Source organism: Nonomuraea antri (assembly GCF_013283785.1).
GTDB lineage: Bacteria > Actinomycetota > Actinomycetes > Streptosporangiales > Streptosporangiaceae > Nonomuraea > Nonomuraea antri.
Genome location: NZ_JABCPZ010000108.1, coordinates 1 through 21,849, shown reverse-complemented (window position 1 = coordinate 21,849; position 21,849 = coordinate 1). Strand labels below are relative to the sequence as shown.

Genomic DNA, 21,849 nt, shown 5'->3' with positions numbered 1-21,849 from the left:
CCGAACTATAACCGACACTTGCCCATCGATCGCAAGCCCGTGAACTTCTGCGCCGGTTGACTCGTTGCTACCAGGCGAATCCCTCAGAACCTATGGAGGTAGACGCATGCTGGACTGGGTGACCAACCCCGAGATCTGGGTGGGGTTCTTCACCCTGGTCGCTTTGGAGATCGTTCTCGGTATCGACAACATCATCTTCATCTCCATCCTGGCCGGGAAGCTGCCGCCGGAGCAGCGGGACAAGGCCCGCGTGCTGGGCCTGGCCGCCGCACTGATCACGCGGCTGCTGCTGTTGTTCGCCCTGTCCTGGGTGGTACGGCTGAACACGCCGCTGTTCGCGGTCTTCGGTCACGAAATATCCGGACGTGACCTGATCCTGATCCTGGGTGGCCTGTTCCTGCTGGCCAAGAGCGTCACCGAGATCGGCCACACCATGGACGCGTCGGAGAAGCCGGGCAAGAAGCCCGCCGCGATGTCCTTCGCCTCGGTGATCGTGCAGATCATGCTGCTCGACATCGTGTTCTCGCTCGACTCGATCATCACCGCCGTCGGCCTGGTGAACGAGCTGGGCGTGATGGTGGCCGCGGTCACCGTGGCGGTGCTGGTGATGCTGTTCGCCTCGGGCCCGATCAGCAGGTTCGTCGACACGCATCCGAGCATCAAGATGCTGGCGATGGCGTTCCTCGTGCTGATCGGCGCGGTGCTCGTCGCCGAAGGGTTCGACCAGCACATCCCCAAGGGCTACATCTACTTCGCGATGGCGTTCTCGGTCGTGGTGGAGCTGCTCAACATCCGGTTGCGCAGCAGGAACGCCAAGCATGGGGGCAGCGAACCTAATATGAAATAGTGCGCTTTGATCCTTGGAATCCGGATTTCGTCGCCTATCCGTACCCCGTCTACGACGAGCTGAGGCGCGAGTCGCCCGTCAGCTACTTCGAGCCGACCGGCCAGTGGCTGATCTCGCGCCACGCGGACGTGAACGCCCTGCTCAGGGACCGCCGCCTGGGCAGGGCCTACCTCCACGTGGCCACCCACGAGGAGTTCGGCAGGGAACAGGAGCCGGACTTCCAGGAGCCGTTCTGGCGCGTGATCAGGGCCGGCATGCTCGACGTCGAACCGCCGGTGCACACCAGGCTGCGCCGGCTGGTGTCCAAGGCGTTCACGCCGCGGATGGTCGAGTCGCTGCGTCCCCGGGTCCGGGCGATCGCCGGTGGCCTGGTGGACGCGTTCGTCGAGAAGGGCGGCGGCGACCTCATCGCCGAGGTCGCCGAGCCGCTGCCGGTCACGGTCATCGCCGAGATGCTGGGCGTCCCCGAGGCCGACCGGCACCTGCTGCGGCCCTGGTCGGCCGACATCTGCGGGATGTACGAGCTCAACCCGTCGCCGCAGGCCCAGCACACGGCCGTGCGCGCCGCCGAGGAGTTCGCCGGCTACCTCAAGGACCTGGCCGCCGTCCGCCGGGTGAACCCCGGCACGGACCTGATCAGCGCGCTCACCCAGATCGACGAGCTCACCGAGGACGAGCTGGTCGGCACCTGCGTGCTGCTGCTCAACGCCGGGCACGAGGCCACCGTCAACGTGACGGGCAACGGCTGGTGGTCACTGTTCAGGAACCCGGGCGAGCTCCAGCGCCTGCGCGAGGACCGCGGCCTGCTGCCGACGGCCATCGAGGAGCTGATGCGGTGGGACACGCCGCTGCAGATGTTCGAGCGGTGGGTGCTGGAGGACATCGAGGTGCATGGGGTGGAGATCCCGCGCGGCGCCGAGGTGGCCCTGCTGTTCGGCTCCGCCAACCGCGACCCCGAGGTCTTCCCCGACCCGGACCGCCTCGACGTCGGGCGCGTGGACAACCCGCACATCTCCTTCGGCGCGGGCATCCACTTCTGCCTGGGCGCGCCGCTGGCCCGCATTGAGCTGCTGGAGTCGTTCGGGGCGCTGCTCGACCGGGCGCCGGGGATGTCGCTGGCCGAGGAGCCGTCCTGGAAGCCCGGGTACATCATCCGGGGCCTGGAATCGCTCGACGTCACCACCGCCTGATCGGTCCGGCGTCAGCGGGTCTGGGTGAGCCAGCCGAAGCCGCCCAGCCCCGCCGGATCGATCAGCTCCGCCTCCTCCGAGGCCCGGGCCAGCGCCCGCAGATAGGCCCGCGCGTCGACACTGGCCAGGTCCAGCGGAGGACGGGTGCCGGAGATGCCGAGCGACCGCAGCGCGATGCGCTGTGTGGACAAGGTTGTGGATATCGCACCGGCCTTCCGACCGGCCGCCGCGCACGCGTCAAGCGCGACATGAGCGGTGATGTCGCAGGTCCCGTCGGGTATCGGGGCGACGACGGCGCCGTCGCGGTAACCGGTCAGCGTGCCACAGAGCGGCCGGTTATCCACAGGGTGTGCATAATCCACGGCAATCGCCCGACCCCTGACGAGACGGGTCAGCACCGACGCCCAGGCCGTGTCCCTGGGGTGCCCGATCTCGGCCCGCGCGCCCGTTCTGGACAGCGGCCACCATTGTTCCAGCCAGAGCCGGTCGGCCGGGGTGACGGGGTCGCCCAGGCGTTCCTCGCCGGTCTCCGTCTCCACCATGACCAGCCGGGGCCCGTCGTGGGTCTGCTCGGCCACGTCCACCGGGATGTTGTCGAGCCATTCGTTGGCGATGGCCAGCCCGGTGATGCCGGCGGGCACGGTGGTGTGCCAGGCGATCGGCTCGGGCAGGCCGGCGGGCCTGGGTGAGAGGTCCACGGCGGTGATGCGCAGCCGTTCGCGCAGGCCGGGTTCCGCAGCCGCGAGCACGTGCGTGACCAGCACGCCTTCGCCCGCCCCGATGTCGACCAGGTCGAGGGCCGGCGGGCCGCCGAGTTCGGCGTCGACCTCGACCAGCAGCGCGAGCACCGCGTCGGCGAAGGCGGCCGAGGCGCTGACGGAGGTGCGGAAGTGGCCGGACGGGCGCTCGCGAAGGTAGAAGCCCTCCCGCCCGTAGAGCGCCCGTTCGGTCGCCGCGCGCCAGGTGAGCCACATGCTCTGGACTATCTCATGACTCGGCGTCGCGACGCTAAGTGATTAACTGACTACTCATTGTCGTGCTCTTGCGCTACCGTTTACGTCCTGTGACGGCTAGGGAACTTACTGACAACGCCGCAGCCGAAGCGCATTCCCCCCGAGTACGGCCCGCGGGCCGTGTACTGAGAGGAGCTCTCTTGCTGAAGAGGACAATGATCGTCGCCGGGGCCATCGCCATGATGGCGGTGGCCGCCCCCGCGCACGCCGACACCAGCGGCGATGCCGGGGTGCTTTCCGGCAACCAGATCTTCGCCCCGATCACCGCGCCGCTCAACGTCTGCGGAAACTCCGCGGCTGTGGCCGGCGTCGCGGTCTCCGGCTGCAAGGGTGGCGCGGCCGTGCTCGGGCACGGTCACGGCCATGGGCACGGCCACTACTGAGTGAGCGGATCGCCGCGGAAAAGGGAGTGAGCCCGGTCCGGCCGTTCACCGGTCCGGGCTCACTGCCCCGGCTGGTCAGTCGGCGGATGACCAGCCCGTGCACCTCCAAGAGGTCGCATTCCGTGCGGGCGTCGGGTCCCGAGGACTCGGCGCCCGCTCTTATGCGGTGAACCCCTCTCCTCATCTCATCCGACAGGGGGTGCACCATTTGTATGCCCTTGTCGCTTTTGTCGATAACTCAACATGCGGCAAAACACCGGTCACGTGCGTTGCCGCGAGCGGCCGTTACGCTGGTCGGCAGTGCCATCGGGTCGACAGGGGTGGGCATCATGGACGCAGGCGATCGCCCGGCGCGGCTGGCCGTCGGCGTGCTCGGCGCAGGCAGGGTCGGCTCCGCGCTCGGCGCCGCGCTGGCGCAGGCCGGGCACCGGGTCGTGGCCGCCAGCGGGGTCTCCGACAACTCCCAGCGCTGGGCGCACGAACGGCTCGGCGTGGCGCCCAGCCGTCCTGACGAGGTGGTGGCCGCGGCCGGGCTGATCCTGCTCACCGTGCCCGACGACGCGCTGCCCGACCTGGTCAACGGGCTCGCCAGCACCGGCGCCGACCTGCGCGGCAAGCTGCTGGTGCACACCAGCGGCGCGTACGGGCTGTCCGTGCTCGACCCGGCGGCCAAGGCGGGCGCGCTGCCGCTGGCGCTGCACCCGGTGATGACCTTCACCGGCAGGGACGACGACCTCAACCGCATCACCGGCTCCTCGTTCGGCGTCACCGCGCCCGAGACACTGCGTCCCATCGCCGAGGCGCTGGTCATCGAGATGGGCGGCGAGCCGGTCTGGATCGCCGACGAAGACCGCCCGCTCTACCACGCCGCCCTGGCCGGCGCGGCCAACCACATGGTCACGCTCATCGCGGAGTCCTCGGAACTCCTCGGCCGCATCGGCGTCGACCACCCGGGCCGCATGCTCGGGCCGCTGCTCGGCGCCGCGCTCGACAACGTGCTGCGGCTCGGCATCGCCGGGCTGACCGGCCCGGTCGTCCGCGGCGACGCCGGCACCGTGCGCAAGCACGTCGACGCGCTCATCCTGGCCGCGCCCGAGGCCGCCGACGCCTACATCGCGCTGGCCAGGCTCACCGCCGACCGCGCCCTGGCCGCCGGCCTGCTCAAACCGGAGGAGGCGGAGCGGCTGCTCGACGCGCTGGGGGGCAATATATGGACGTGATCGTCGGAGACCGGCTACCGGCGACCTGATCGCGGAGGGCAGCTATGGGTCTGATCGTCGCCAGGAACAGGGAGGAGCTGGCCAAGGCGAGTGGCGGCGGCCGGCTGGCGCTGGTGCCGACCATGGGCGCGCTGCACGAGGGTCACCGCTCGCTCATGCGTGACGCCTGCGCCCGGGCCAACCGCGTCGCGGTCAGCATCTTCGTCAATCCCCTCCAGTTCGCCCCCAACGAGGATTTCTCCCGCTATCCCCGTACGTTCGACGACGACCTCCAGGTGTGCGAGGAAGAGGGCGTCTCGGTGGTGTTCGCCCCGGCGGCTGAAGACATGTACCGGCACGACCGCCAGGTGAGCGTGAACTCCGGCGAGATGGGTCGCATCGTGGAGGGCGCCTTCCGCCCCGGACACTTCGACGGCGTGCTCACGGTCGTGCTCAAGCTGTTCCACCTGGTCCAGCCCGATCTGGCGGTGTTCGGGCAGAAGGACGCCCAGCAACTGGCCATGATCCGGCGCATGGTCGCCGACCTCGACCTGCCCATCGAGATCGTCGGCTCGCCGACCGTGCGCGAGCCCGACGGCCTGGCGCTGTCGAGCCGCAACCGCTACCTGTCCGAGGACGACCGGCGGGTGGCGCTCACCCTGTCGCGCGCGCTGCGGGTCGGCGCCGGCGAGTTCACCCCGGCGAAGATCCGCGAGACGGCCAGGGCCGTGCTGGACGAGGCCGGCGGGGCACTCGACGTCGACTACCTGGTGCTGGCCGACCCGGCCACGTTCCTGGAGGTGAGCGAGACGTACGAGGGCCCGGCGGTGCTGGCGGTGGCGGCCAGGGTCGGCGGCACCCGGCTGATCGACAACGTCATCCTCACCCTGTCCCCGGCCTGACCCGGCGAAGCCAACCCACCCCCCGGGCATGTTCACGGACGGGCAGGCGTTATCGTCATATTGACGAAATAGCCTCACTGAGGAGACCCCCGATGAGCGCACCCGGGATTCCCCTGCGTTTGACCGCCCCCGCTCCGGGCTGGACCGTCCGGGCCGACGTCGTGGTCGTGGGTTCCGGCGTCGCCGGTCTGACGGTGGCCCTGCGTTACGCGGAGCTCGAACCGGCGGCCAAGGTCCTGGTCGTCACCAAGGACGTGTTGTCGTCCGGCTCCACCCGCTGGGCCCAGGGCGGCATCGCGGCCGTGCTCGACCCGTCCGACACCCCCGAGGAGCACCTGAACGACACGCTGCTGGCCGGGGTGGGCCTGTGCGACAGGTCGGCCGTGCACGCCCTGGTGACCGAGGGGCCCGGCGCGCTGCGCCGGCTCATCGAGCGGGGCGCCCGCTTCGACCTGACCGGCGACGGACGGCTCCAGCTCACCAGGGAGGGCGGGCACCGGCGCGACAGGATCGTGCACGCCGGCGGCGACGCCACCGGCGCCGAGGTGCAGCGCGCGCTGATCGAGGCCGTCGCCGCGGCCGGCATCGAGGTCATCGAGCACGCGCTGGTGCTCGACCTGCTCAAGGACGCCGACGGCCGGGCCGCCGGCGTGACGCTGCACGTGATGGGCGAGGGCGCGCGCGACGGCGTCGGCGCGGTGCGGGCCGGCGCGGTGGTGCTCGCCACCGGCGGCATGGGCCAGGTCTACGCGGCCACCACCAACCCCGCCGTGTCCACCGGCGACGGCGTGGCGCTCGCGCTGCGGGCCGGGGCCGTGGTGCGTGACATCGAGTTCGTGCAGTTCCACCCCACCGTGTTGTGGCTGGGCGAGGGCTCGACCGGGCAGCAGCCGCTGATCTCCGAGGCGGTCAGGGGCGAGGGGGCGTACCTGATCGACCACGAGGGCGCCAGGTTCATGGCCGGCGAGCACGAGCTGGTCGACCTCGCGCCGCGCGACGTGGTGGCCAAGGCCATCACGCGCACGATGCGCGCGAGCGGCCGCGACCACGTCTACCTGGACGGCCGCCACTTCAGCAGGGACAAGTGGGAGACCCGCTTCCCGACGATCTACGCGGTCTGCCGCGAGCACGGCATCGACCCGGCCACCGAGCCCATCCCGGTCGCCCCGGCCGCGCACTACGCCAGCGGCGGCGTCAGGACGGACCTGCACGGGCGCACCTCGATCGACGGCCTGTACGCCTGCGGCGAGGTGGCCTGCACCGGCGTGCACGGCGCGAACAGGCTGGCCTCGAACTCGCTGCTCGAAGGGCTCGTCTTCGCCGAGCGCATCGCCGCGCACATCCACCGCGCGCGCCCGCGCCCCGGCGAGCCCGTCGCGGGACAGGCCGCGTCCGGCCTGGTCGACCCGCGGGTGCGGCCGAGGATCCAGGCGCACATGAGCACCGGCTCGGGCGTGCTGCGCAGCCGCGAATCCCTGCTGGCCACGGCCAGGGCGCTGCGTGACGCCGTCTGGACGCCCGTCGCGGTCGCGCCGTGCACCGAGTCGTGGGAGGCGACGAACCTGCTGACCATCGCCACCGTGCTCACCCGCGCGGCCGGGGCCAGGCTGGAGACGCGCGGGTCGCATTGGCGCGAGGACTTCCCCGAGCGCGACGACAATGAATGGCTGGGCCACCTGGAGGTGAGCCTGACGGAGGAGGGGCCTCGAATAACGTACACGCCGCACGGCGACGCGATGCCGCCGCGCCTGGCGCAGGAACTGGCCGCGGCCGGGCTCGACCCGGCCGAGGTCGACGCGCTGATCGACCGGGCGCTGGCCGAGGACCTGCAGGAGGCCGGCGACGTGACCAGCCTGGCCACGATCCCGGCCGGGCAGCACGCGGTGGTCGACGTGGTGGCGCGTAAGGACGGCGTGGTGTCCGGCCTGGCGGTGGCCGAGGTGGTGTTCGCCCGGCTGGGCGCCGCCCGCGCCGAGCGCAGGGCGAAGGACGGCGAGCAGGTCAGGGCGGGCGACGTGCTGATGACCGTCGAGGGCGAGACCCGCGGCCTGCTCACCGCCGAGCGCACCGCGCTCAACCTGCTCACCCACCTGTCCGGGGTGGCCACGCTGACCGCCAGGTGGGCCGCGGCGATCGCGGGCACCGGCGCCCGGGTGCGCGACAGCCGCAAGACCCTGCCCGGGCTGCGCGCCCTGGAGAAGTACGCGGTGCGCTGCGGCGGCGGGGTCAACCACCGGATGTCGCTCTCGGACGCCGCCCTGATCAAGGACAATCACGTGGTGGCCGCGGGCGGCGTGGCCGAGGCGTTCCGCGCGGTGCGCGAGCGCTACCCCGACCTGCCGATCGAGGTCGAGATCGACCGCCTCGACCAGCTCGAACCGGTGCTGGCCGAGGGCGCGGAGGAGATCCTGCTGGACAACTTCACGATCGAAGCGATGGCAGAAGCCGTGGAAATCGTGAAGATTCGAGCAAAAAACAGGGTTGCGCTTGAAGCCAGCGGGGGATTGACCTTGGAATCGGCTCGTGATGTGGCCGAAACTGGCGTCGACTACCTTGCGGTGGGCGCGCTCACCCATTCGGCGCCGGCCCTGGACATCGCTCTGGATCTGCGGGGGTAATTGATGCTGCTCACGATCGACGTCGGCAACACGCACACGGTGCTGGGGCTGTTCGAGGGCGAGGACGTCATCGAGCATTGGCGGCTGGCCACCGACGCCCGCCGCACCGCCGACGAGATCGCGGTCGTCCTGCAGGGGCTGCTCGCGCAGTCGCCGCTGCTCAAGGGGGCCGACATCAGCGGCATCGCCATCTGCTCCACGGTGCCGAGCGTGCTGAACGAGATGCGCGAGATGTGCCGCCGCTACTACGGCGACGTGACCGCGGTGATCGTGGAACCGGGCATCCGCACCGGCGTGCCGGTCAGGATGGACAACCCGAAGGAGGTCGGCAGCGACCGCATCGTGAACGCGCTGGCCGCCATCGACCAGTACGGCGGCCCGTGCATCATCGTCGACTTCGGCACCGCGACCTCGTTCGACGCGGTGTCGTCCAAGGGCGAGTACGTCGGCGCGGTCACCGCGCCCGGCATCGAGATCTCGGTCGACGCGCTGGCCGCGGCCGGCGCCCAGCTGCACAAGGTGGAGCTGATCAGGCCGCGCTCGGTGATCGCGAAGAACACCGTCGAGGCGCTGCAGGCCGGGATCATCTACGGCTTCGCCGGTCAGGTCGACGGCATCGTCGAGCGGATGGCGGCCGAGCTGGCCGACGACCCCGACGAGGTGACCGTGGTGGCCACCGGCGGGCACGCGGCGCTGGTGGTGGGCGAGTCACGGGCGATCGACGTGCACGAGCCCTGGCTGACGCTGATCGGGCTGCGCCTGATCTACCACAGGAACGCGCAGTGACCCGCTGACATGACGAACGGCCCCCCGCTCGGGTGAGGGGGCCGTTCGCGTTCGTGCGGGCTACTCGCTCTCGACCGTGTAGAGGTAGGTCCAGTGGCCGCACTTCTTCACGTGGCCACCGTTCGGGCCGATCTGGCAGACCTTGGCGCGCAGGCTGTAGACGTCCTCCTCCTCGAAGTAGAACTTCTTGAAGCCCGGGTAGCCGCAGTACTTCTTGGTGTAGACGGTCGACCAGTCGTAGTCCTCGTCGGCGGCCTGGAACTTCACGTACGCGCACTTGCCGCCCTGGCTGTAGGTGCGGTTGTCCAGGTCGTAGAGGCGGCCCTTGACGGTGACCGTGTTCGACTCCTGGTGGTGGTCCCAGTCGACGCCGACCCAGCCTTCGGCCTTGGCCAGGTCGTACTTGGCGAAGGCGGACCAGCCGTCCTGGTAGTCGTAACCCGAGCTCGCGGGCGCGCTCGCCTGGGCGGCGGAAGGCAGTGACAGGGCCAGCGCGGTGGTGGCGGCGACGGCGAGGGCGCCGGTCGCGATCTTCTTGATCATTATGTCTCCCCGAGCCCTCCCTGGACCGGCTCCCTGCCGGCACCCCCCTGAGCTCGTGAGTCATTGGTAACGGAGCGTGCTTGCAGCCATCCTGCAGGGCGCCGACGAGACCCTTGCAGTCGGCCATATCCCCTACCCTGTGATGTTGTGAGCGACGAACTTCCCGAGCAGATGCGCATCCGGAGGGAAAAGCTCGACCGCCTTCGTAGCGAGGGCGTCGACCCTTACCCGGTGAATTTCCCCCGTACGGCGACCAACGCCGAGGTCAGGGAGAAATACCAGGGGCTGGAGCCCGACACCGCCACCGGTGACACGGTCGCGGTCGCGGGTCGCGTCATGCTCAACCGGGTCGGCGGCAAGCTCTGCTTCGCCACGCTCCGCGACGGCGGCGCCGACCTGCAGGTCATGATCTCCCTCGACAAGGTCGGGGAAGAGTCGCTGGCCGCCTGGAAGCGCGACGTCGACCTGGGCGACCACGTGGGCGTCTCGGGCGAGGTCATCACCTCCCGCCGCGGCGAGCTGTCGATCCTGGCCGAGAGCTGGCAGATCACCTCCAAGTGCCTGCGGCCGCTGCCGGAGAAGCACATCGGGCTCACCGACCCGGAGGCCCGGGTCCGCCAGCGTTACGTCGACCTGATCGTCAACGACGACGCCAGGAAGATGGCCAGGGTACGCAGCGCGACCGTGCGCGCCGTGCGCGACTTCTGGCACGAGGAGGGCTACCTCGAGGTCGAGACGCCGATGTTGCAGCCGATCCACGGCGGCGCGGCGGCCCGGCCGTTCAAGACCCACATCAACGCCTACGACATGGAGCTCTACCTCCGCATCGCGATCGAGCTCTACCTCAAGCGGCTCGTGGTCGGCGGCATCGAGAAGGTCTTCGAGATCAACCGCAACTTCCGCAACGAGGGCGCGGACTCCACGCACAACCCCGAGTTCACCATGCTCGAGGCGTACGGCACCTACCTCGACTACCACGACATGGCCGACCTGACCCAGCGCATGTACCAGAAGTGCGTGCAGGCCGCGCTGGGCACGTCCGTGGTCGTGCACGACGGCGTGGAGATCGACCTGGGCATCGCCGAGTGGCCGCGGGTCACGCTGTACGGCCTGGTGTCCGAGGCGGTCGGCGAGGAGATCACCACCGAGACCCCGCTCGACCAGCTCAGGAAGCTCGCCGACCAGCGCGACGTGCACTGGGACCCGAAGTGGGGCGCGGGCAAGCTGGTCCAGGAGCTGTTCGAGGAGCTGGTGGAGCACACGCTCATCCAGCCCACGTTCGTCATGGACTACCCGCTGGAGACCTCGCCGCTGGCCCGCCAGCACCGCGAGAACCCGCTGGTCACCGAGAAGTGGGACCTGATCGGCTTCGGCACCGAGCTGGGCACCGCCTATTCGGAGCTGAACGACCCGATCGAGCAGCGGCGCCGGCTGGTCGAGCAGTCGCTGCTGGCGGCGGGCGGCGACCTCGAGGCCATGCAGCTCGACGAGGACTTCCTGCAGGCCCTGGAGTACGCGATGCCGCCGACGGGCGGCGTGGGCGTCGGCATCGACCGGATGATCATGGCGTTCACCGGCAAGAACATCCGCGAGACCATCCTGTTCCCGCTGGTCAAGCCCACCAGCTGAACCATTCGCACCGCCCCGCGCCCGCCGGGGCGGTGCCGTTTCATGGCCGCTACCGTCTGAGCCGCACCGGCAGGCGGGCCAGCCCGCGCAACACCAGGTTCTCCTTGTACGGCGGCGCCGGGTCGGTGGGCTCCAGCTTGGGCGCCGCCTCGGCCAGCGCGCGCAGCGCGATCTCGCCTTCCAGCCTGGCCAGCGTCGCGCCCAGGCAGAAGTGGATGCCCAGGCCGAACGCCAGGTGCCGGCCACCCTCACGGTCCGGGTCGAAGCGGTCGGGGTCGGTGAAGGCCGCGGGGTCGCGATTGGCCGCGCCGATCAGCCCCATCACCGGCGTGCCCGCGGGCACGGCCACCCCGCCCAGTTCGGCGTCCTGGAGCGCGAACCGCAGCGTGAGCTGCACCGGCGGGTCGAACCGCAGCACCTCCTCGACCACCTGCCTGGGACGGGTCGCGGCGCGGTCGAGCAGGCCGCGCCCGGCCAGGTGGAGCACGCCGTTGGCGATGAGGTTCACGGTGGTCTCGTGGCCGGCCACCAGCAGCAGCACGCAGGTCGCCAGCAGCTCGGCCTCGGTGAGCTCGTCGAGCTGGGCCAGGGCGCTCAGCAGGTCCTCGCCCGGACGCTGCCGCCTGGCCGCGATCAGGCCGCGGAAGTAGTCGCGGAACTCCAGCCCGGCCCGCTCGGTTTCCGATAAGAGGGCCGATGACAACATCGGGTCAAGGCTGCGGGCCAGGGTCTCGCTCCAGCCGCGGAAGCGTTCGTGATCGGCCGCGGGCACGCCGAGCAGCTCGGTGATGACCAGGACGGGCAGGGGATAGGCGAAGGCGGAGACCAGGTCGCTCTCCTCGGCCAGGCCGTCGATCAGCCGGGCGGTGATCTCCTCCACGCGCGGGCGCAGCCGTTCCACCATGCGGGGCGTGAAGGCCTTGCTGACCAGGGCGCGCAGCCTGGTGTGGTCGGGCGGATCCATGAGCAGGAACGACTCCACCGGCTGAGTCGGGTCGCCCTTGCCCAGCGGGTCGGCGCCGTGGCCGAACCTGGGATCGCGCAGCAGCGCCGAGCACAGCTCGTACGTGGTCGCGACCAGCAGGCCGCCCCGGGTGCGGAAGAGCGCGTCCTGCGTCCGCATCTCCCGGTAGCGGGCGTAGGGCTCGCGCAGGAAGCCGGGGTCGAACGGGTCGAATCCCAGCATGTCCGCCGGGGTCATCGACGCGGGAACCGGCGCGTTGAACGGGTCGAAGGAATCCGTCATCGCGGGCCGCTGGCTGACGACATATTCCGAGTACGACACATATTAGCGATCATGTCAATAAGAGCCGTCAAGTGCGACGATTGTCCCGCTTGACGACCTTTCCAGGAAGCGTTTACGTTCTGCGAGACGAGCAGCTTTGCTCTGACTGGGACGTCCGAGTTCTGCTGTTGGGGGGAGGGCTCCCGATGGATGTGCTCACTGAAGGCGTTGAGCTGAGCCACGCGGACCTAGCGCTGCTGGCGGAGCTTGCCAAGGGAGTCACGGTCGATCGGGTAGGGAGACGACTGGATATCAGCGGACGCACGGTACGCCGCAGGTTGCGGGGCATCTGCGACCGCATCGGCGTCGCCACGGCCATCGAGGCCGTGGCCTGGGCAGCGCGCCGCCAGTTGATCTGACCTTCCCCGCCGGCGCCCTCGACTCAGTCGGCGATACGCACCGCTCCGGCGAACGGCCGCCGCGCGATGGAGGCGATTCGCACCACGTCACCCGTGCGCGGCGCGTGCACCATCATGCCGCCGCCCAGGTAGATGCCCACGTGGTGCAGGTCGCTGTAGAAGAAGACCAGGTCGCCGGGGCGCAGCTCGGAGCGGTCGATGTGCCTGCCGGCCGTCCACTGGTCGCCGGTGTAGTGCGGCAGTGAGATGCCCACCTGCTGGTAGGCGGCCATCACCAGGCCGGAGCAGTCGTAGGAGCCGGGGCCTTCCGCGCCCCAGACGTACGGCTTGAGCTGCTGGGTGAGCGCCCAGCGCGCGGCGGCCGCGGCCTTGCCGGTGCCTGGGATGGGCAGGTTGACCTTGGTGGCGCGGGTTCCAGGCCGCCCGGCCTCGCCCAGCGCGCGCTTGAACAGGGTGCTCTCGACCTTGCCGACCAGTTTGGTGATCTTGTCGCGCTTGCCGTCGAGGTCGTCGACGATCCGCTGGACCTCCTCGATGCGGCTCTTGGCGCCGGACCTGGCCCGCTCGGCGGCCTCCCTGGCCTTGGTGAGCTGGCTGACCGCCTCGGCCTGCTGCTGTTCGAACGCGTACGTGGTCGCGGCCCGGTCGAGGAAGGAGTCGGGGTCGGCGGAGGAGGTGAAGGCCAGCGCGTCGCCCACCGAGCCGCGCATGTAGACGTTCTGCGCCAGCAGGGTGGCCCTGGCCTGCTTGGCCTGCAGGTCGGCCTCGCTGGTCGAGAGTGTCTTCTCCGCGGCGTCCACGGCCTTCTGGGCGGTCTTGAGCTTCTCGCGCTGCTGGTTGTACTGCTCGGCCAGCGTCTCGATCTCGATGTGCATCTTCTCGACCTGCTTGGCCAGGTCGTTGAGCGAGGGCTTGGGGTCGGCCGACGCCGGGCCGAAGGGGACGGCGAACAGGAGCGCGGCGACGGTCACGCCGACCACGGCCAGGCGGCGTGGCCGCCGGACCCGTTCTGGAGGGCGGGCGTGCTTGCCCGCCGACTTCCCCCCACGGTCGCGCGTACGCTTCACCAACCAGCTCCTCTCGTCTACGCCTACCGGGTTAGCTGACGGGTTCGGGCCGGAGCAGCCCTACCGAGCGAGGCTCGGATTCACCCCAGTGGCGGCGCTGGTGGCGCCGCCGGCGGGTCCCCGGCTCCCCTTGCGGGGGATTGGGCGTGTCACCCACGCCGGACGCTGCCAGAACATGGCCCGGGCATGGGAGAACTTTGGGAAACATCGTCGCTGGACACTAATGCACTCCGGGTTCGTGCTCAACCAGAACTGCCGAGTCTGTAGAGGTTTCACAACTGAAGGGTCACAAGGTGATCTCGTGTCTTGGCGGGCAGAACCGTCCTTATGTCCTCTTTGCCCTAGGTTCTGGCCACCTAGGGTCGGGACGGGGATGCGGCCGCAACGTGCCTGGATGGCGACAACATGTCACAAGATGGGGTTAGACGTGGGAGTTAGGGCTGAGCCGTAATGGGATCTGTACCCTGGAGAGCCATGGAGCAGGTCGCCGAACCCACCACCACTACCACCGAGACCGAGGTCATGGTCCGGCGTGCCCGCACGCCCGACGTACGGACGATCAAGCGGCTGGTCGACACGTACGGCGGCGCGGGTCCCAAGCTCCTGGAGAAGGCCACCGTGACCCTGTACGAGGACGTGCAGGAGTTCTGGGTGGCCGTGCGGGACGGTCAGGTCGTGGGGTGTGGCGCACTTCACGTTCTCTGGGAGGATCTGGCCGAGATCCGCACGGTGGCCGTCGATCCCGACTTCCTCGGCCTGGGCATCGGCCACCGGATCGTGACGGCCCTCATCCGGCAGGCGAAGGATCTAGGTCTGAGGCGTGTATTCTGTCTGACTTTTGAGGTCGATTTCTTCGCGAGGCACGGTTTTCGCCCTATACAGGGCACGCCGGTCTCACCCGAGGTCTATGCCGAACTACTGGCCTCGTACGACGAGGGTGTGGCGGAGTTCCTCGATCTGGAGCACGTCAAGCCCAATACCTTGGGCAACACCCGCATGCTGCTCCACCTGACATCGGGTGACGCGGACCTTGGCTAAGTGGAAAGGTGATTGTTGATACCTATGTCGATACGTTGGGCAGTACAGGCATGTGTCCTGACACGTGCCACATGCGCACTCGAAGCGAGGTGACACGGTGAGCACCGGACAGCCGCCGTATCCGCAGGACGACTCCGGCGAGAACCGCCAGGGACACCCTGAATACGGACAGCAGAACGCGGGCCGCCGCCACGGCGAGCCCGACCCCGACGTGACTGTGGTCGGCTACCGGGCGGACGACGCCTATGGCCAGCAGCCCCAGTACGGGCAGCAGCAGTACGGCCAGCAGCAGGGTTACGGCCAGCAGCAGCAGTACGGCCAGCAGCCCGGCTACGGTCAGCAGCAGCCCCAGTACGGGCAGCAGGCCCAGTCACAGCCGGGATATGGCCAGGACCAGTACGGTCAGCAGGCCCAGTACGGACAACAGCAGCCGTCCCAGCCCGACTACGGCCAGCAGGCCCAGTACGGCCAGCAGCCCCCCTCGGGCCAGCAGTACGGCCAGCAGCAGGGTTACGGTCAGCAGCAGGGCTACGGCCAGGACCAGTACGGCCAGCAGGCCCAGTACGGACAGCAGCAGCCGTCCCAGCCCGACTACGGCCAGCAGGCCCAGTACGGCCAGCAGCCCGGCTACGGTCAGCAGCAGCCGTCGCAGCCCGACTACGGCCAGCAGGCCCAGTACGGACAGCAGGCCGCTCAGCCCGACTACGGCCAGCAGCAGCAGTACGGTCAGCAGCCGGCGTCCCAGCCGGACTACGGCCAGGCCCAGTATGGTCAGCAGCAGCAGTACGGTCAGCAGCCCGCCTACGGCCAGCAGCCGGCCTCCCAGCCGGACTACGGCCAGGCGCAGTACGGTCAGCAGCAGCAGTACGGCCAGCAGGCCCAGTACGGTCAGCAGCAGCAGTACGGCGACCAGCAGTTCGCCCAGGCCTACGGCCAGCCCCAGGCCGGCTACGGCCAGCAGCCCGCCTACGGGCAGCAGTACGGTGCGCCGGTGGGCGTGCAGCCGCCCGGCGCGCCGGCCCCGCTGGCCGAGTGGTGGCAGCGCCTGGTGGCCAGGATCATCGACGGCGTCATCTTCGGCATCCTGTACTGGGTGATCGGCCAGATCTTCAGCCTCTTCGTCCCGGACTACAGCACCGGCAACGTCGATGACGTCGGCGCCGCGCTCGGGGTGATCCTCCTCATCGGCCTGCTCACCGCGTTCGTGATCGGCGTGTCTTACGTCGTCTACGACTTCGTCATGATCAAGCTGCTGGGTCAGACCGTGGGCAAGCTGGTCATGGGCATCAAGGTCGTCCAGGTGGGCGGGATGCTCCAGCCCGGCGGGCTCTCGACCGGTGCGTCGCTGAAGCGCGCGCTCGGCACCCAGGGCGGCTGGCTGCTGTTCTGGATCCCGGTCGTCGGCTGGTTCGTCGCGCCGCTCTACTACGCGCTCAACGGCGCCTCCCAGCTCTGGGACAAGCCGCTGCAGCAGACGTGGGGCGACAAGATGGGCAAGTCCGTCGTGGTGAAGACCAAGTAGTCTCCGCGGCGCAGACTCCGCGAACGTAAAACAGGGGCCGGCATCATGCCGGCCCCTGTTTTGTGTGTGCCCGGCGTACCAAAATGGAGGGCACCTGGAGCCGCCGATGAGGCGAGGTGGGGTTATGGGCGCGACATCGCCATGGGGCGCCGCGGTGCCCGCGGAATGGTGGGAACGACTGGCCGCCAGGCTCATTGAAGCGCTCGTCTTCGGTGTCTTCTATTACATTCTGTTCATCGCGCTGTGGAGCATCTTCCGAACTGTCGGGATGATGGAGGACGTCCAGGGCCGGCTGCCCGGCCTGTTCGCGTGGTTCCTGGCCGGGCTGGCATATGCGCTCTACGACTGGCGGGCGCATTCGCGGGACGGCCGCACGTTCGGCAAAAGGATCATGAGGATACACCTGGTGCCCCAGGAGCCCGGCGGGACGGCGGCGCTGCTGAAACGGTCGCTGCTGTATCCGGGCACGGCCATGGTGATGGGGATTCCGGTGGTCAATCTGCTCGCCGGAATGCTGGTGTTCGGCGGCGGACTGCTCATCCTCATGGACAAGCCGCTGCAGCGCGGGCCGCATGATCGACTGGCTGGAACGCTCGTCGTCAAAGATCTTCGTTGAGCCATCTGCACCTGCGCGGATGCGTATTCGCAAAATTTTCGCTTGATCCGGTAAGGAGCCTGGAGAGACTGGCATTAGGCTATGGGGCGTCCGGGTTGCCGGATGTCGACGTCCCTGGCGTACGGACGGCATGTGTGTGCCGCTATGGTCGAGTCGGGCGGTTGACACCTTCGCGACGCGGTCACCGGGCGGTCTCGCTCGTCGCGTTGCTTGTGCATAAAGCGCCGCCGAAACCCAGGTCGCTGTGGAGGCGAGGACGAATGGAAGCCGTAACAGACGTATTGTCAGCGCTCATCCCCCCGCTCGTGGTCGGCGGCGCCTTCGTCTTTGGCGTTGTGAAGTTGGTGCGGGCAGAGGGTCCGCGGCGGCGTCCGAACGGTCAGGATCAGGCGGAGAACCGGAACTGATCCGCGAGTCAGCCGAATCCCCGTAGCGTTGAATTGTCTCCGCGCCTTTCCGGGTATATGTTTGGGCAGGCGAATGAAACAATGCTCCGGGAAAGGATTGCGTAGATGGCCAAGCAGATCCAGGAGATTCTCATCGATGACCTCGATGGGGGCGAGGCCAATGAGACGGTCAGCTTCGCTATTGACGGCTCCTCCTATGAGATTGACCTCAGCGACCTTAACGCGAAGAAGCTGAGGGACGCGCTCACGCCTTTCGTGCAGCATGCGCGCAGGGCAGGGGCCGTATCAGCACGTCGTCGTGGCCGCGGCGGCAACCGTGCGATGAGCCGCGAGAAGAGCTCGGAGATCCGGCAGTGGGCCAAGGCCCACGGTCTGCCGGTCAGCGAGCGGGGCCGTATCGCCTCCACGGTCGTGGAGCAGTACGAACGAGCTCACTGAAAGAGCCGTCTGCTCGACCATGCGCTTATGCCGTTCGCCTAGGACCCCGGCGGCCGCCATAAGCGCATGATCGTTTTCTGGGAGCGTTCTCAAAAGGGGAAGGCGCTCTTGTTGATCTTCTAATCCCCCATATGTGGGCGTTTTGGTCGCTCTTGGCCGCTCGTTCCTGTGCTTCCCGGGCTGTTCATGGTCGCCCGCCAGGTTTTGTGATGATGGGGCGCCGCCCGCGTAGAAAGATGATTTCCGCGGCGGCCGCCTTCCCGCCTCCGAGGTCTTGTTCGCCCTCGTTCACCGGCCGAGTTCCCGGTTGGAGTTCGCGGCCGGAGTTCCCGCGTGGAGTTCGCGGGCGTAGTTCCGCGCGGAGTTCGCGGGCCGATTGGGCGCGGGCGCGCGGATAGCCGGGCGCGCGCGCTGGCAATCATGGGACCGGCCGGCAATGCGGCCCCTGCGGGCAATGCGGTCCTGCCGGCAATGTGGCGCCCGTCACCGCCGTACCGTAGTGCCAATCCCGGCGCGCCGTCCGCTGTGATGGACCGCCAAAGCGGTCGTGCTCCTCTTGTAGTCCACCACCAAAGACGTCCGGGACGCGCGGGCGGCCGGCCGGGTTCGGTAACCCGGCTGACCGGATGGGGATTACCGGCGCGTCCCGCGTTGTGCTCTGGGCGTAGCGTCATCGCTTGGTGCTGCTTTGGGTAGGGACATAGGATGATTACGTCACGAGATACGGACGCGCTGTCGGCGAGTGACGGGTGAAGGGCCGCCCCTGGGCAGGCTTCACCGCAGCGTCCGATGACCGATCCGGGTTGATCTGCGCACGCCGCGGGCCGCAATTTCCCGCCGCTTCCGCGAAGCGTCCTAAACATCGTTCGCTTGCGGCGTATCGGGAACACGTCACCCCCGAACAGTAGTTGGATGGAGGGTGAACGCCCTGCTCTCGGGGAACGTCTCTAGCTATAGAGCGTGTCAGCGGCAGTGGGCACGGTTCGCCGAGCCAGGGCTAGCATGCGGGATGACGGGACCGGATTTACCGGCCTGACTGACCGCTCTGTGAGGAGCGACGAGATGTTCGAGAGGTTCACCGACCGAGCGAGGCGTGTTGTCGTCTTGGCCCAGGAAGAGGCCAGGATGCTCAACCACAACTACATCGGCACTGAGCACATTCTTCTTGGTTTGATCCACGAAGGTGAGGGCGTAGCCGCCAAGGCTCTGGAGAGCCTCGGCATCAGCCTTGAGGGTGTGCGCCAGCAGGTCGAGGAGATCATCGGCCAGGGCCAGTCGGCTCCGTCGGGGCACATTCCGTTCACCCCGCGGGCCAAGAAGGTCCTCGAGCTGTCGCTCCGTGAGGCTTTGCAGCTGGGCCACAACTACATCGGCACCGAGCACATCCTGCTCGGGCTCATCCGCGAGGGTGAGGGTGTGGCCGCCCAGGTGCTGGTCAAGCTTGGAGCCGATCTCAACCGTGTCAGGCAGCAGGTCATCCAGTTGCTCCACGGTTACCAGGGCAAGGAGCCGGCCGCCGCGGGTGGCCCGCAGGAGTCGGCCCCGTCGACGTCCCTGGTGCTCGACCAGTTCGGCCGCAACCTGACCCAGGCCGCCCGCGAGGGCAAGCTGGATCCGGTCATCGGCCGCGAGAAGGAGATCGAGCGGGTCATGCAGGTCCTCTCCAGGAGGACCAAGAACAACCCGGTTCTGATCGGCGAGCCCGGCGTCGGCAAGACCGCCGTCGTCGAGGGCCTGTCGCAGAAGATCGTCAGGGGCGAGGTGCCCGAGACGCTGAAGGACAAGCAGCTCTACACGCTTGACCTCGGCGCCCTGGTCGCCGGCTCCCGCTACCGCGGTGACTTCGAAGAGCGTCTGAAGAAGGTGCTCAAGGAGATCCGCACGCGCGGCGACATCATCCTGTTCATCGACGAGCTGCACACGCTCGTCGGCGCGGGCGCCGCCGAGGGCGCGATCGACGCCGCCAGCATCCTCAAGCCGATGCTGGCCCGCGGCGAGCTGCAGACCATCGGCGCCACCACTCTTGACGAGTACCGCAAGTACCTCGAGAAGGACGCGGCGCTGGAGCGGCGCTTCCAGCCGATCCAGGTGGCCGAGCCGTCGCTCAGCCACACGATCGAGATCCTCAAGGGCCTGCGCGACCGCTACGAGGCGCACCACCGCGTGTCGATCACCGACGACGCGCTGGTCGCCGCCGCGCAGCTGGCCGACCGCTACATCAGCGACCGCTACCTGCCCGACAAGGCGATCGACCTCATCGACGAGGCCGGCTCGCGGATGCGCATCCGCAGGATGACCGCTCCGCCGGACCTGCGCGAGTACGACGAGAAGATCGCCAACGTCCGTCGCGACAAGGAGTCCGCGATCGACGCGCAGGACTTCGAGAAGGCCGCTGCCCTCCGCGACCAGGAGAAGCAGCTCCAGCTCAAGCGCGAGCGGCGGGAGAAGGAGTGGAAGGCCGGCGACATGGACGTCGTGGCCGAGGTCACCCAGGAGCTCATCGCCGAGGTCCTGGCGACCGCCACCGGCATCCCGGTCTTCAAGCTGACCGAGGAGGAGTCGCAGCGCCTGCTCCGCATGGAGGACGAACTCCACAAGCGGATCATCGGCCAGGACGACGCCATCAAGGGTCTGTCGCGGTCCATCCGGCGTACCCGCGCCGGTCTGAAGGACCCGCGCCGTCCCGGTGGCTCGTTCATCTTCGCGGGTCCGTCCGGTGTCGGTAAGACCGAGCTGTCCAAGGCTCTGGCGGAGTTCCTCTTCGGCGACGAAGACGCTCTGATCAGCCTGGACATGTCGGAGTTCATGGAGAAGCACACCGTCTCCAGGCTGTTCGGCTCGCCTCCCGGCTACGTCGGCTACGAGGAGGGCGGCCAGCTCACCGAGAAGGTGCGGCGCAAGCCGTTCTCCGTGGTCCTGTTCGACGAGATCGAGAAGGCCCACCCCGACATCTTCAACTCGCTGCTGCAGATCCTGGAAGACGGTCGCCTGACCGACGCCCAGGGCCGCGTGGTCGACTTCAAGAACACGGTCATCATCATGACCACCAACCTCGGCACCCGCGACATCTCCAAGGGCATCGGGGTCGGGTTCGCGAAGTCCAACGACACCGAGTCCAACTACGAGCGGATGAAGGCCAAGGTCCAGGAGGAGCTCAAGCAGCACTTCCGGCCCGAGTTCCTGAACCGTGTCGACGACATCGTGGTCTTCCACCAGCTGACGCCGAAGGAGATCATCCAGATCGTCGATCTGATGCTCGCCCAGGTGGACGCGCGCCTGAAGGACCGCGACATGGGGCTCGACGTCTCGCAGGATGCCAAGCAGCTGCTGGCCGACCGCGGCTACGACCCGGTCATGGGCGCCCGGCCGCTGCGCCGGACCATCCAGCGCGAGCTGGAGGACTCGCTGTCGGAGAAGATCCTGTACGGCGAGCTGCGTCCGGGTCAGGTCGTGAAGGTCACGGTGGAGGGCGAGGGCGACAACGCCAAGTTCGTCTTCAAGGGCGAGTCGGCCTCCCAGGTGCCCGACTCGGCCGCCGCGATCGCCGCACCGATCCAGTAGGTCCTCTCCGGGACCCTGAGTACCGGTTCATCGGGAACCCCTCGCGTGAGTGCTCACGCGGGGGGTTCTCGCGTTGTGTGTGCGTCGGGTGTTGGCACGTCGTCGCCGCTGGGTGTCCGTCCGCCGGTCCTCCGGGGCTTGTGTCCCCTGGGGCCTGTGTACGCCGAAGCTTGTGTACGCCGGGGCTTGTGTACGCCGGGTCTGGGGCGCGCTGGGGGCCGGGTGTGCGGGCGGGTCGGCTCCGAACCGCGACACAGCACGAGATCGCCCTCCTGCACGAGATCGCCCTCCAGCACGCCTCGCGCACAACCACCCGCGCCCGAGTTCGCCACCCCGCCGAGGTCCCCCCGCTGACGCCGCCACGCACGCCGGGACCGCCACGCACGCCGGGACCCCACGCACGCCGGGACCCCACGCACGCCGGGACCCCACGCACGCCGGGACCC

General features: G+C 68.8%; 18 protein-coding genes and 1 riboswitch. Of the genes, 14 read left to right on the top strand and 4 right to left on the bottom strand.

The genetic code is table 11. The features are described 5' to 3' along the window. The first annotated feature begins 106 nt into the window (after window positions 1-106). Together HII36_RS30320 and HII36_RS30315 are read left to right on the top strand one after the other, a co-directional pair. A complete protein-coding gene (locus tag HII36_RS30320; RefSeq protein WP_173526695.1) occupies window positions 107-847 on the top strand; it encodes a TerC family protein in 741 nt (246 codons plus the stop codon). Continuing rightward, window positions 847-2,037 carry a cytochrome P450 gene (locus HII36_RS30315; RefSeq protein ID WP_173526694.1) on the top strand — a complete coding sequence of 397 codons (1,191 nt, stop codon included), beginning with the start codon at window positions 847-849 and terminating at the stop codon, window positions 2,035-2,037. Before HII36_RS30320 ends, HII36_RS30315 begins: the two co-directional genes overlap by 1 nt. An 11-nt stretch (window positions 2,038-2,048) precedes the next feature. Here HII36_RS30315 and HII36_RS30310 read toward each other — a convergent pair whose 3' ends face one another. Continuing rightward, window positions 2,049-3,011: an SAM-dependent methyltransferase gene (locus HII36_RS30310; RefSeq protein WP_173526693.1), complete on the bottom strand. Its 963-nt coding sequence runs from the start codon at window positions 3,009-3,011 to the stop codon at window positions 2,049-2,051. Window positions 3,012-3,190: 179 nt separating this feature from the next. Here HII36_RS30310 and HII36_RS30305 point away from each other — a divergent pair, with 179 nt between their 5' ends. The 5 genes from HII36_RS30305 (at window position 3,191) to HII36_RS30285 (ending at window position 8,938) form a co-directional block, all read left to right on the top strand. Beyond that, window positions 3,191-3,433: a chaplin gene (locus HII36_RS30305; RefSeq protein WP_217370156.1), complete on the top strand. Its 243-nt coding sequence runs from the start codon at window positions 3,191-3,193 to the stop codon at window positions 3,431-3,433. A 329-nt stretch (window positions 3,434-3,762) separates the two neighbouring features. Next, window positions 3,763-4,653, top strand: coding sequence for a Rossmann-like and DUF2520 domain-containing protein (locus HII36_RS30300; RefSeq protein WP_173526692.1), 891 nt, complete (start codon window positions 3,763-3,765; stop codon window positions 4,651-4,653). Between the two features lie 44 nt (window positions 4,654-4,697). Beyond that, window positions 4,698-5,534, top strand: a complete 837-nt coding sequence (gene panC / locus HII36_RS30295) for a pantoate--beta-alanine ligase (protein ID WP_173526691.1) — start codon at window positions 4,698-4,700, stop codon at window positions 5,532-5,534. A gap of 92 nt (window positions 5,535-5,626) precedes the next feature. Then, window positions 5,627-8,152 carry an L-aspartate oxidase gene (locus HII36_RS30290; RefSeq protein WP_173526690.1) on the top strand — a complete coding sequence of 842 codons (2,526 nt, stop codon included), beginning with the start codon at window positions 5,627-5,629 and terminating at the stop codon, window positions 8,150-8,152. Between the two features lie 3 nt (window positions 8,153-8,155). Then, window positions 8,156-8,938, top strand: coding sequence for a type III pantothenate kinase (locus tag HII36_RS30285; protein WP_173526689.1), 783 nt, complete (start codon window positions 8,156-8,158; stop codon window positions 8,936-8,938). Between the two features lie 60 nt (window positions 8,939-8,998). Here the strand turns inward: HII36_RS30285 and HII36_RS30280 are convergent, their stop codons facing one another. Continuing rightward, entirely contained in the window at window positions 8,999-9,481 is a 483-nt protein-coding gene (locus HII36_RS30280) for a hypothetical protein (protein WP_173526688.1), read from the bottom strand. A gap of 171 nt (window positions 9,482-9,652) precedes the next feature. On the opposite strand from HII36_RS30280, the gene lysX reads away from it, so the two are divergent. Continuing rightward, window positions 9,653-11,110, top strand: coding sequence for a bifunctional lysylphosphatidylglycerol synthetase/lysine--tRNA ligase LysX (gene lysX, locus HII36_RS30275; RefSeq protein WP_217370160.1), 1,458 nt, complete (start codon window positions 9,653-9,655; stop codon window positions 11,108-11,110). A 49-nt stretch (window positions 11,111-11,159) separates the two neighbouring features. Here the strand turns inward: lysX and HII36_RS30270 are convergent, their stop codons facing one another. Further along, window positions 11,160-12,356 carry a cytochrome P450 gene (locus HII36_RS30270; RefSeq protein ID WP_236004007.1) on the bottom strand — a complete coding sequence of 399 codons (1,197 nt, stop codon included), beginning with the start codon at window positions 12,354-12,356 and terminating at the stop codon, window positions 11,160-11,162. Between the two features lie 185 nt (window positions 12,357-12,541). Here HII36_RS30270 and HII36_RS30265 point away from each other — a divergent pair, with 185 nt between their 5' ends. Beyond that, window positions 12,542-12,754 (top strand): LuxR C-terminal-related transcriptional regulator, encoded by a 213-nt coding sequence (locus HII36_RS30265; protein WP_043615366.1) that lies wholly within the window; start codon window positions 12,542-12,544, stop codon window positions 12,752-12,754. A gap of 23 nt (window positions 12,755-12,777) precedes the next feature. Here HII36_RS30265 and HII36_RS30260 read toward each other — a convergent pair whose 3' ends face one another. After that, window positions 12,778-13,821, bottom strand: a complete 1,044-nt coding sequence (locus HII36_RS30260) for a C40 family peptidase (protein ID WP_173526686.1) — start codon at window positions 13,819-13,821, stop codon at window positions 12,778-12,780. 5 nt (window positions 13,822-13,826) lie between these two features. Beyond that, a riboswitch (cyclic di-AMP (ydaO/yuaA leader) is annotated at window positions 13,827-13,978 on the bottom strand. Between the two features lie 317 nt (window positions 13,979-14,295). Between HII36_RS30260 and HII36_RS30255 the strand changes: the two genes are divergently transcribed. The 5 genes from HII36_RS30255 (at window position 14,296) to HII36_RS30235 (ending at window position 21,403) form a co-directional block, all read left to right on the top strand. Continuing rightward, window positions 14,296-14,859 carry an amino-acid N-acetyltransferase gene (locus tag HII36_RS30255; protein ID WP_173526685.1) on the top strand — a complete coding sequence of 188 codons (564 nt, stop codon included), beginning with the start codon at window positions 14,296-14,298 and terminating at the stop codon, window positions 14,857-14,859. A 97-nt stretch (window positions 14,860-14,956) separates the two neighbouring features. Continuing rightward, complete coding sequence (locus HII36_RS58810) at window positions 14,957-16,381, top strand: RDD family protein (protein ID WP_173526684.1); 1,425 nt, start codon at window positions 14,957-14,959, stop codon at window positions 16,379-16,381. A 124-nt stretch (window positions 16,382-16,505) separates the two neighbouring features. Further along, window positions 16,506-16,997 (top strand): RDD family protein, encoded by a 492-nt coding sequence (locus tag HII36_RS30245; RefSeq protein ID WP_173526683.1) that lies wholly within the window; start codon window positions 16,506-16,508, stop codon window positions 16,995-16,997. 512 nt (window positions 16,998-17,509) lie between these two features. After that, window positions 17,510-17,842: a histone-like nucleoid-structuring protein Lsr2 gene (locus HII36_RS30240; RefSeq protein ID WP_173526682.1), complete on the top strand. Its 333-nt coding sequence runs from the start codon at window positions 17,510-17,512 to the stop codon at window positions 17,840-17,842. 1,062 nt (window positions 17,843-18,904) lie between these two features. Further along, window positions 18,905-21,403 (top strand): ATP-dependent Clp protease ATP-binding subunit, encoded by a 2,499-nt coding sequence (locus tag HII36_RS30235; RefSeq protein ID WP_173526681.1) that lies wholly within the window; start codon window positions 18,905-18,907, stop codon window positions 21,401-21,403. Window positions 21,404-21,849: the final 446 nt, after the last annotated feature.

What these genes read in the sequence shown, in the direction of transcription:
- HII36_RS30320 (WP_173526695.1), top strand. Translation starts at nt 107, where the DNA reads ATGCTGGACTGGGTGACCAACCCCGAGATCTGGGTGGGGTTCTTCACC.
- HII36_RS30310 (WP_173526693.1), bottom strand. Translation starts at nt 3,011, where the DNA reads ATGTGGCTCACCTGGCGCGCGGCGACCGAACGGGCGCTCTACGGGCGG.
- HII36_RS30300 (WP_173526692.1), top strand. Translation starts at nt 3,763, where the DNA reads ATGGACGCAGGCGATCGCCCGGCGCGGCTGGCCGTCGGCGTGCTCGGC.
- panC (WP_173526691.1), top strand. Translation starts at nt 4,698, where the DNA reads ATGGGTCTGATCGTCGCCAGGAACAGGGAGGAGCTGGCCAAGGCGAGT.
- HII36_RS30290 (WP_173526690.1), top strand. Translation starts at nt 5,627, where the DNA reads ATGAGCGCACCCGGGATTCCCCTGCGTTTGACCGCCCCCGCTCCGGGC.
- HII36_RS30285 (WP_173526689.1), top strand. Translation starts at nt 8,156, where the DNA reads ATGCTGCTCACGATCGACGTCGGCAACACGCACACGGTGCTGGGGCTG.
- HII36_RS30280 (WP_173526688.1), bottom strand. Translation starts at nt 9,481, where the DNA reads ATGATCAAGAAGATCGCGACCGGCGCCCTCGCCGTCGCCGCCACCACC.
- lysX (WP_217370160.1), top strand. Translation starts at nt 9,653, where the DNA reads ATGCGCATCCGGAGGGAAAAGCTCGACCGCCTTCGTAGCGAGGGCGTC.
- HII36_RS30270 (WP_236004007.1), bottom strand. Translation starts at nt 12,356, where the DNA reads ATGACGGATTCCTTCGACCCGTTCAACGCGCCGGTTCCCGCGTCGATG.
- HII36_RS30265 (WP_043615366.1), top strand. Translation starts at nt 12,542, where the DNA reads ATGGATGTGCTCACTGAAGGCGTTGAGCTGAGCCACGCGGACCTAGCG.
- HII36_RS30255 (WP_173526685.1), top strand. Translation starts at nt 14,296, where the DNA reads ATGGAGCAGGTCGCCGAACCCACCACCACTACCACCGAGACCGAGGTC.
- HII36_RS30245 (WP_173526683.1), top strand. Translation starts at nt 16,506, where the DNA reads ATGGGCGCGACATCGCCATGGGGCGCCGCGGTGCCCGCGGAATGGTGG.
- HII36_RS30240 (WP_173526682.1), top strand. Translation starts at nt 17,510, where the DNA reads ATGGCCAAGCAGATCCAGGAGATTCTCATCGATGACCTCGATGGGGGC.
- HII36_RS30235 (WP_173526681.1), top strand. Translation starts at nt 18,905, where the DNA reads ATGTTCGAGAGGTTCACCGACCGAGCGAGGCGTGTTGTCGTCTTGGCC.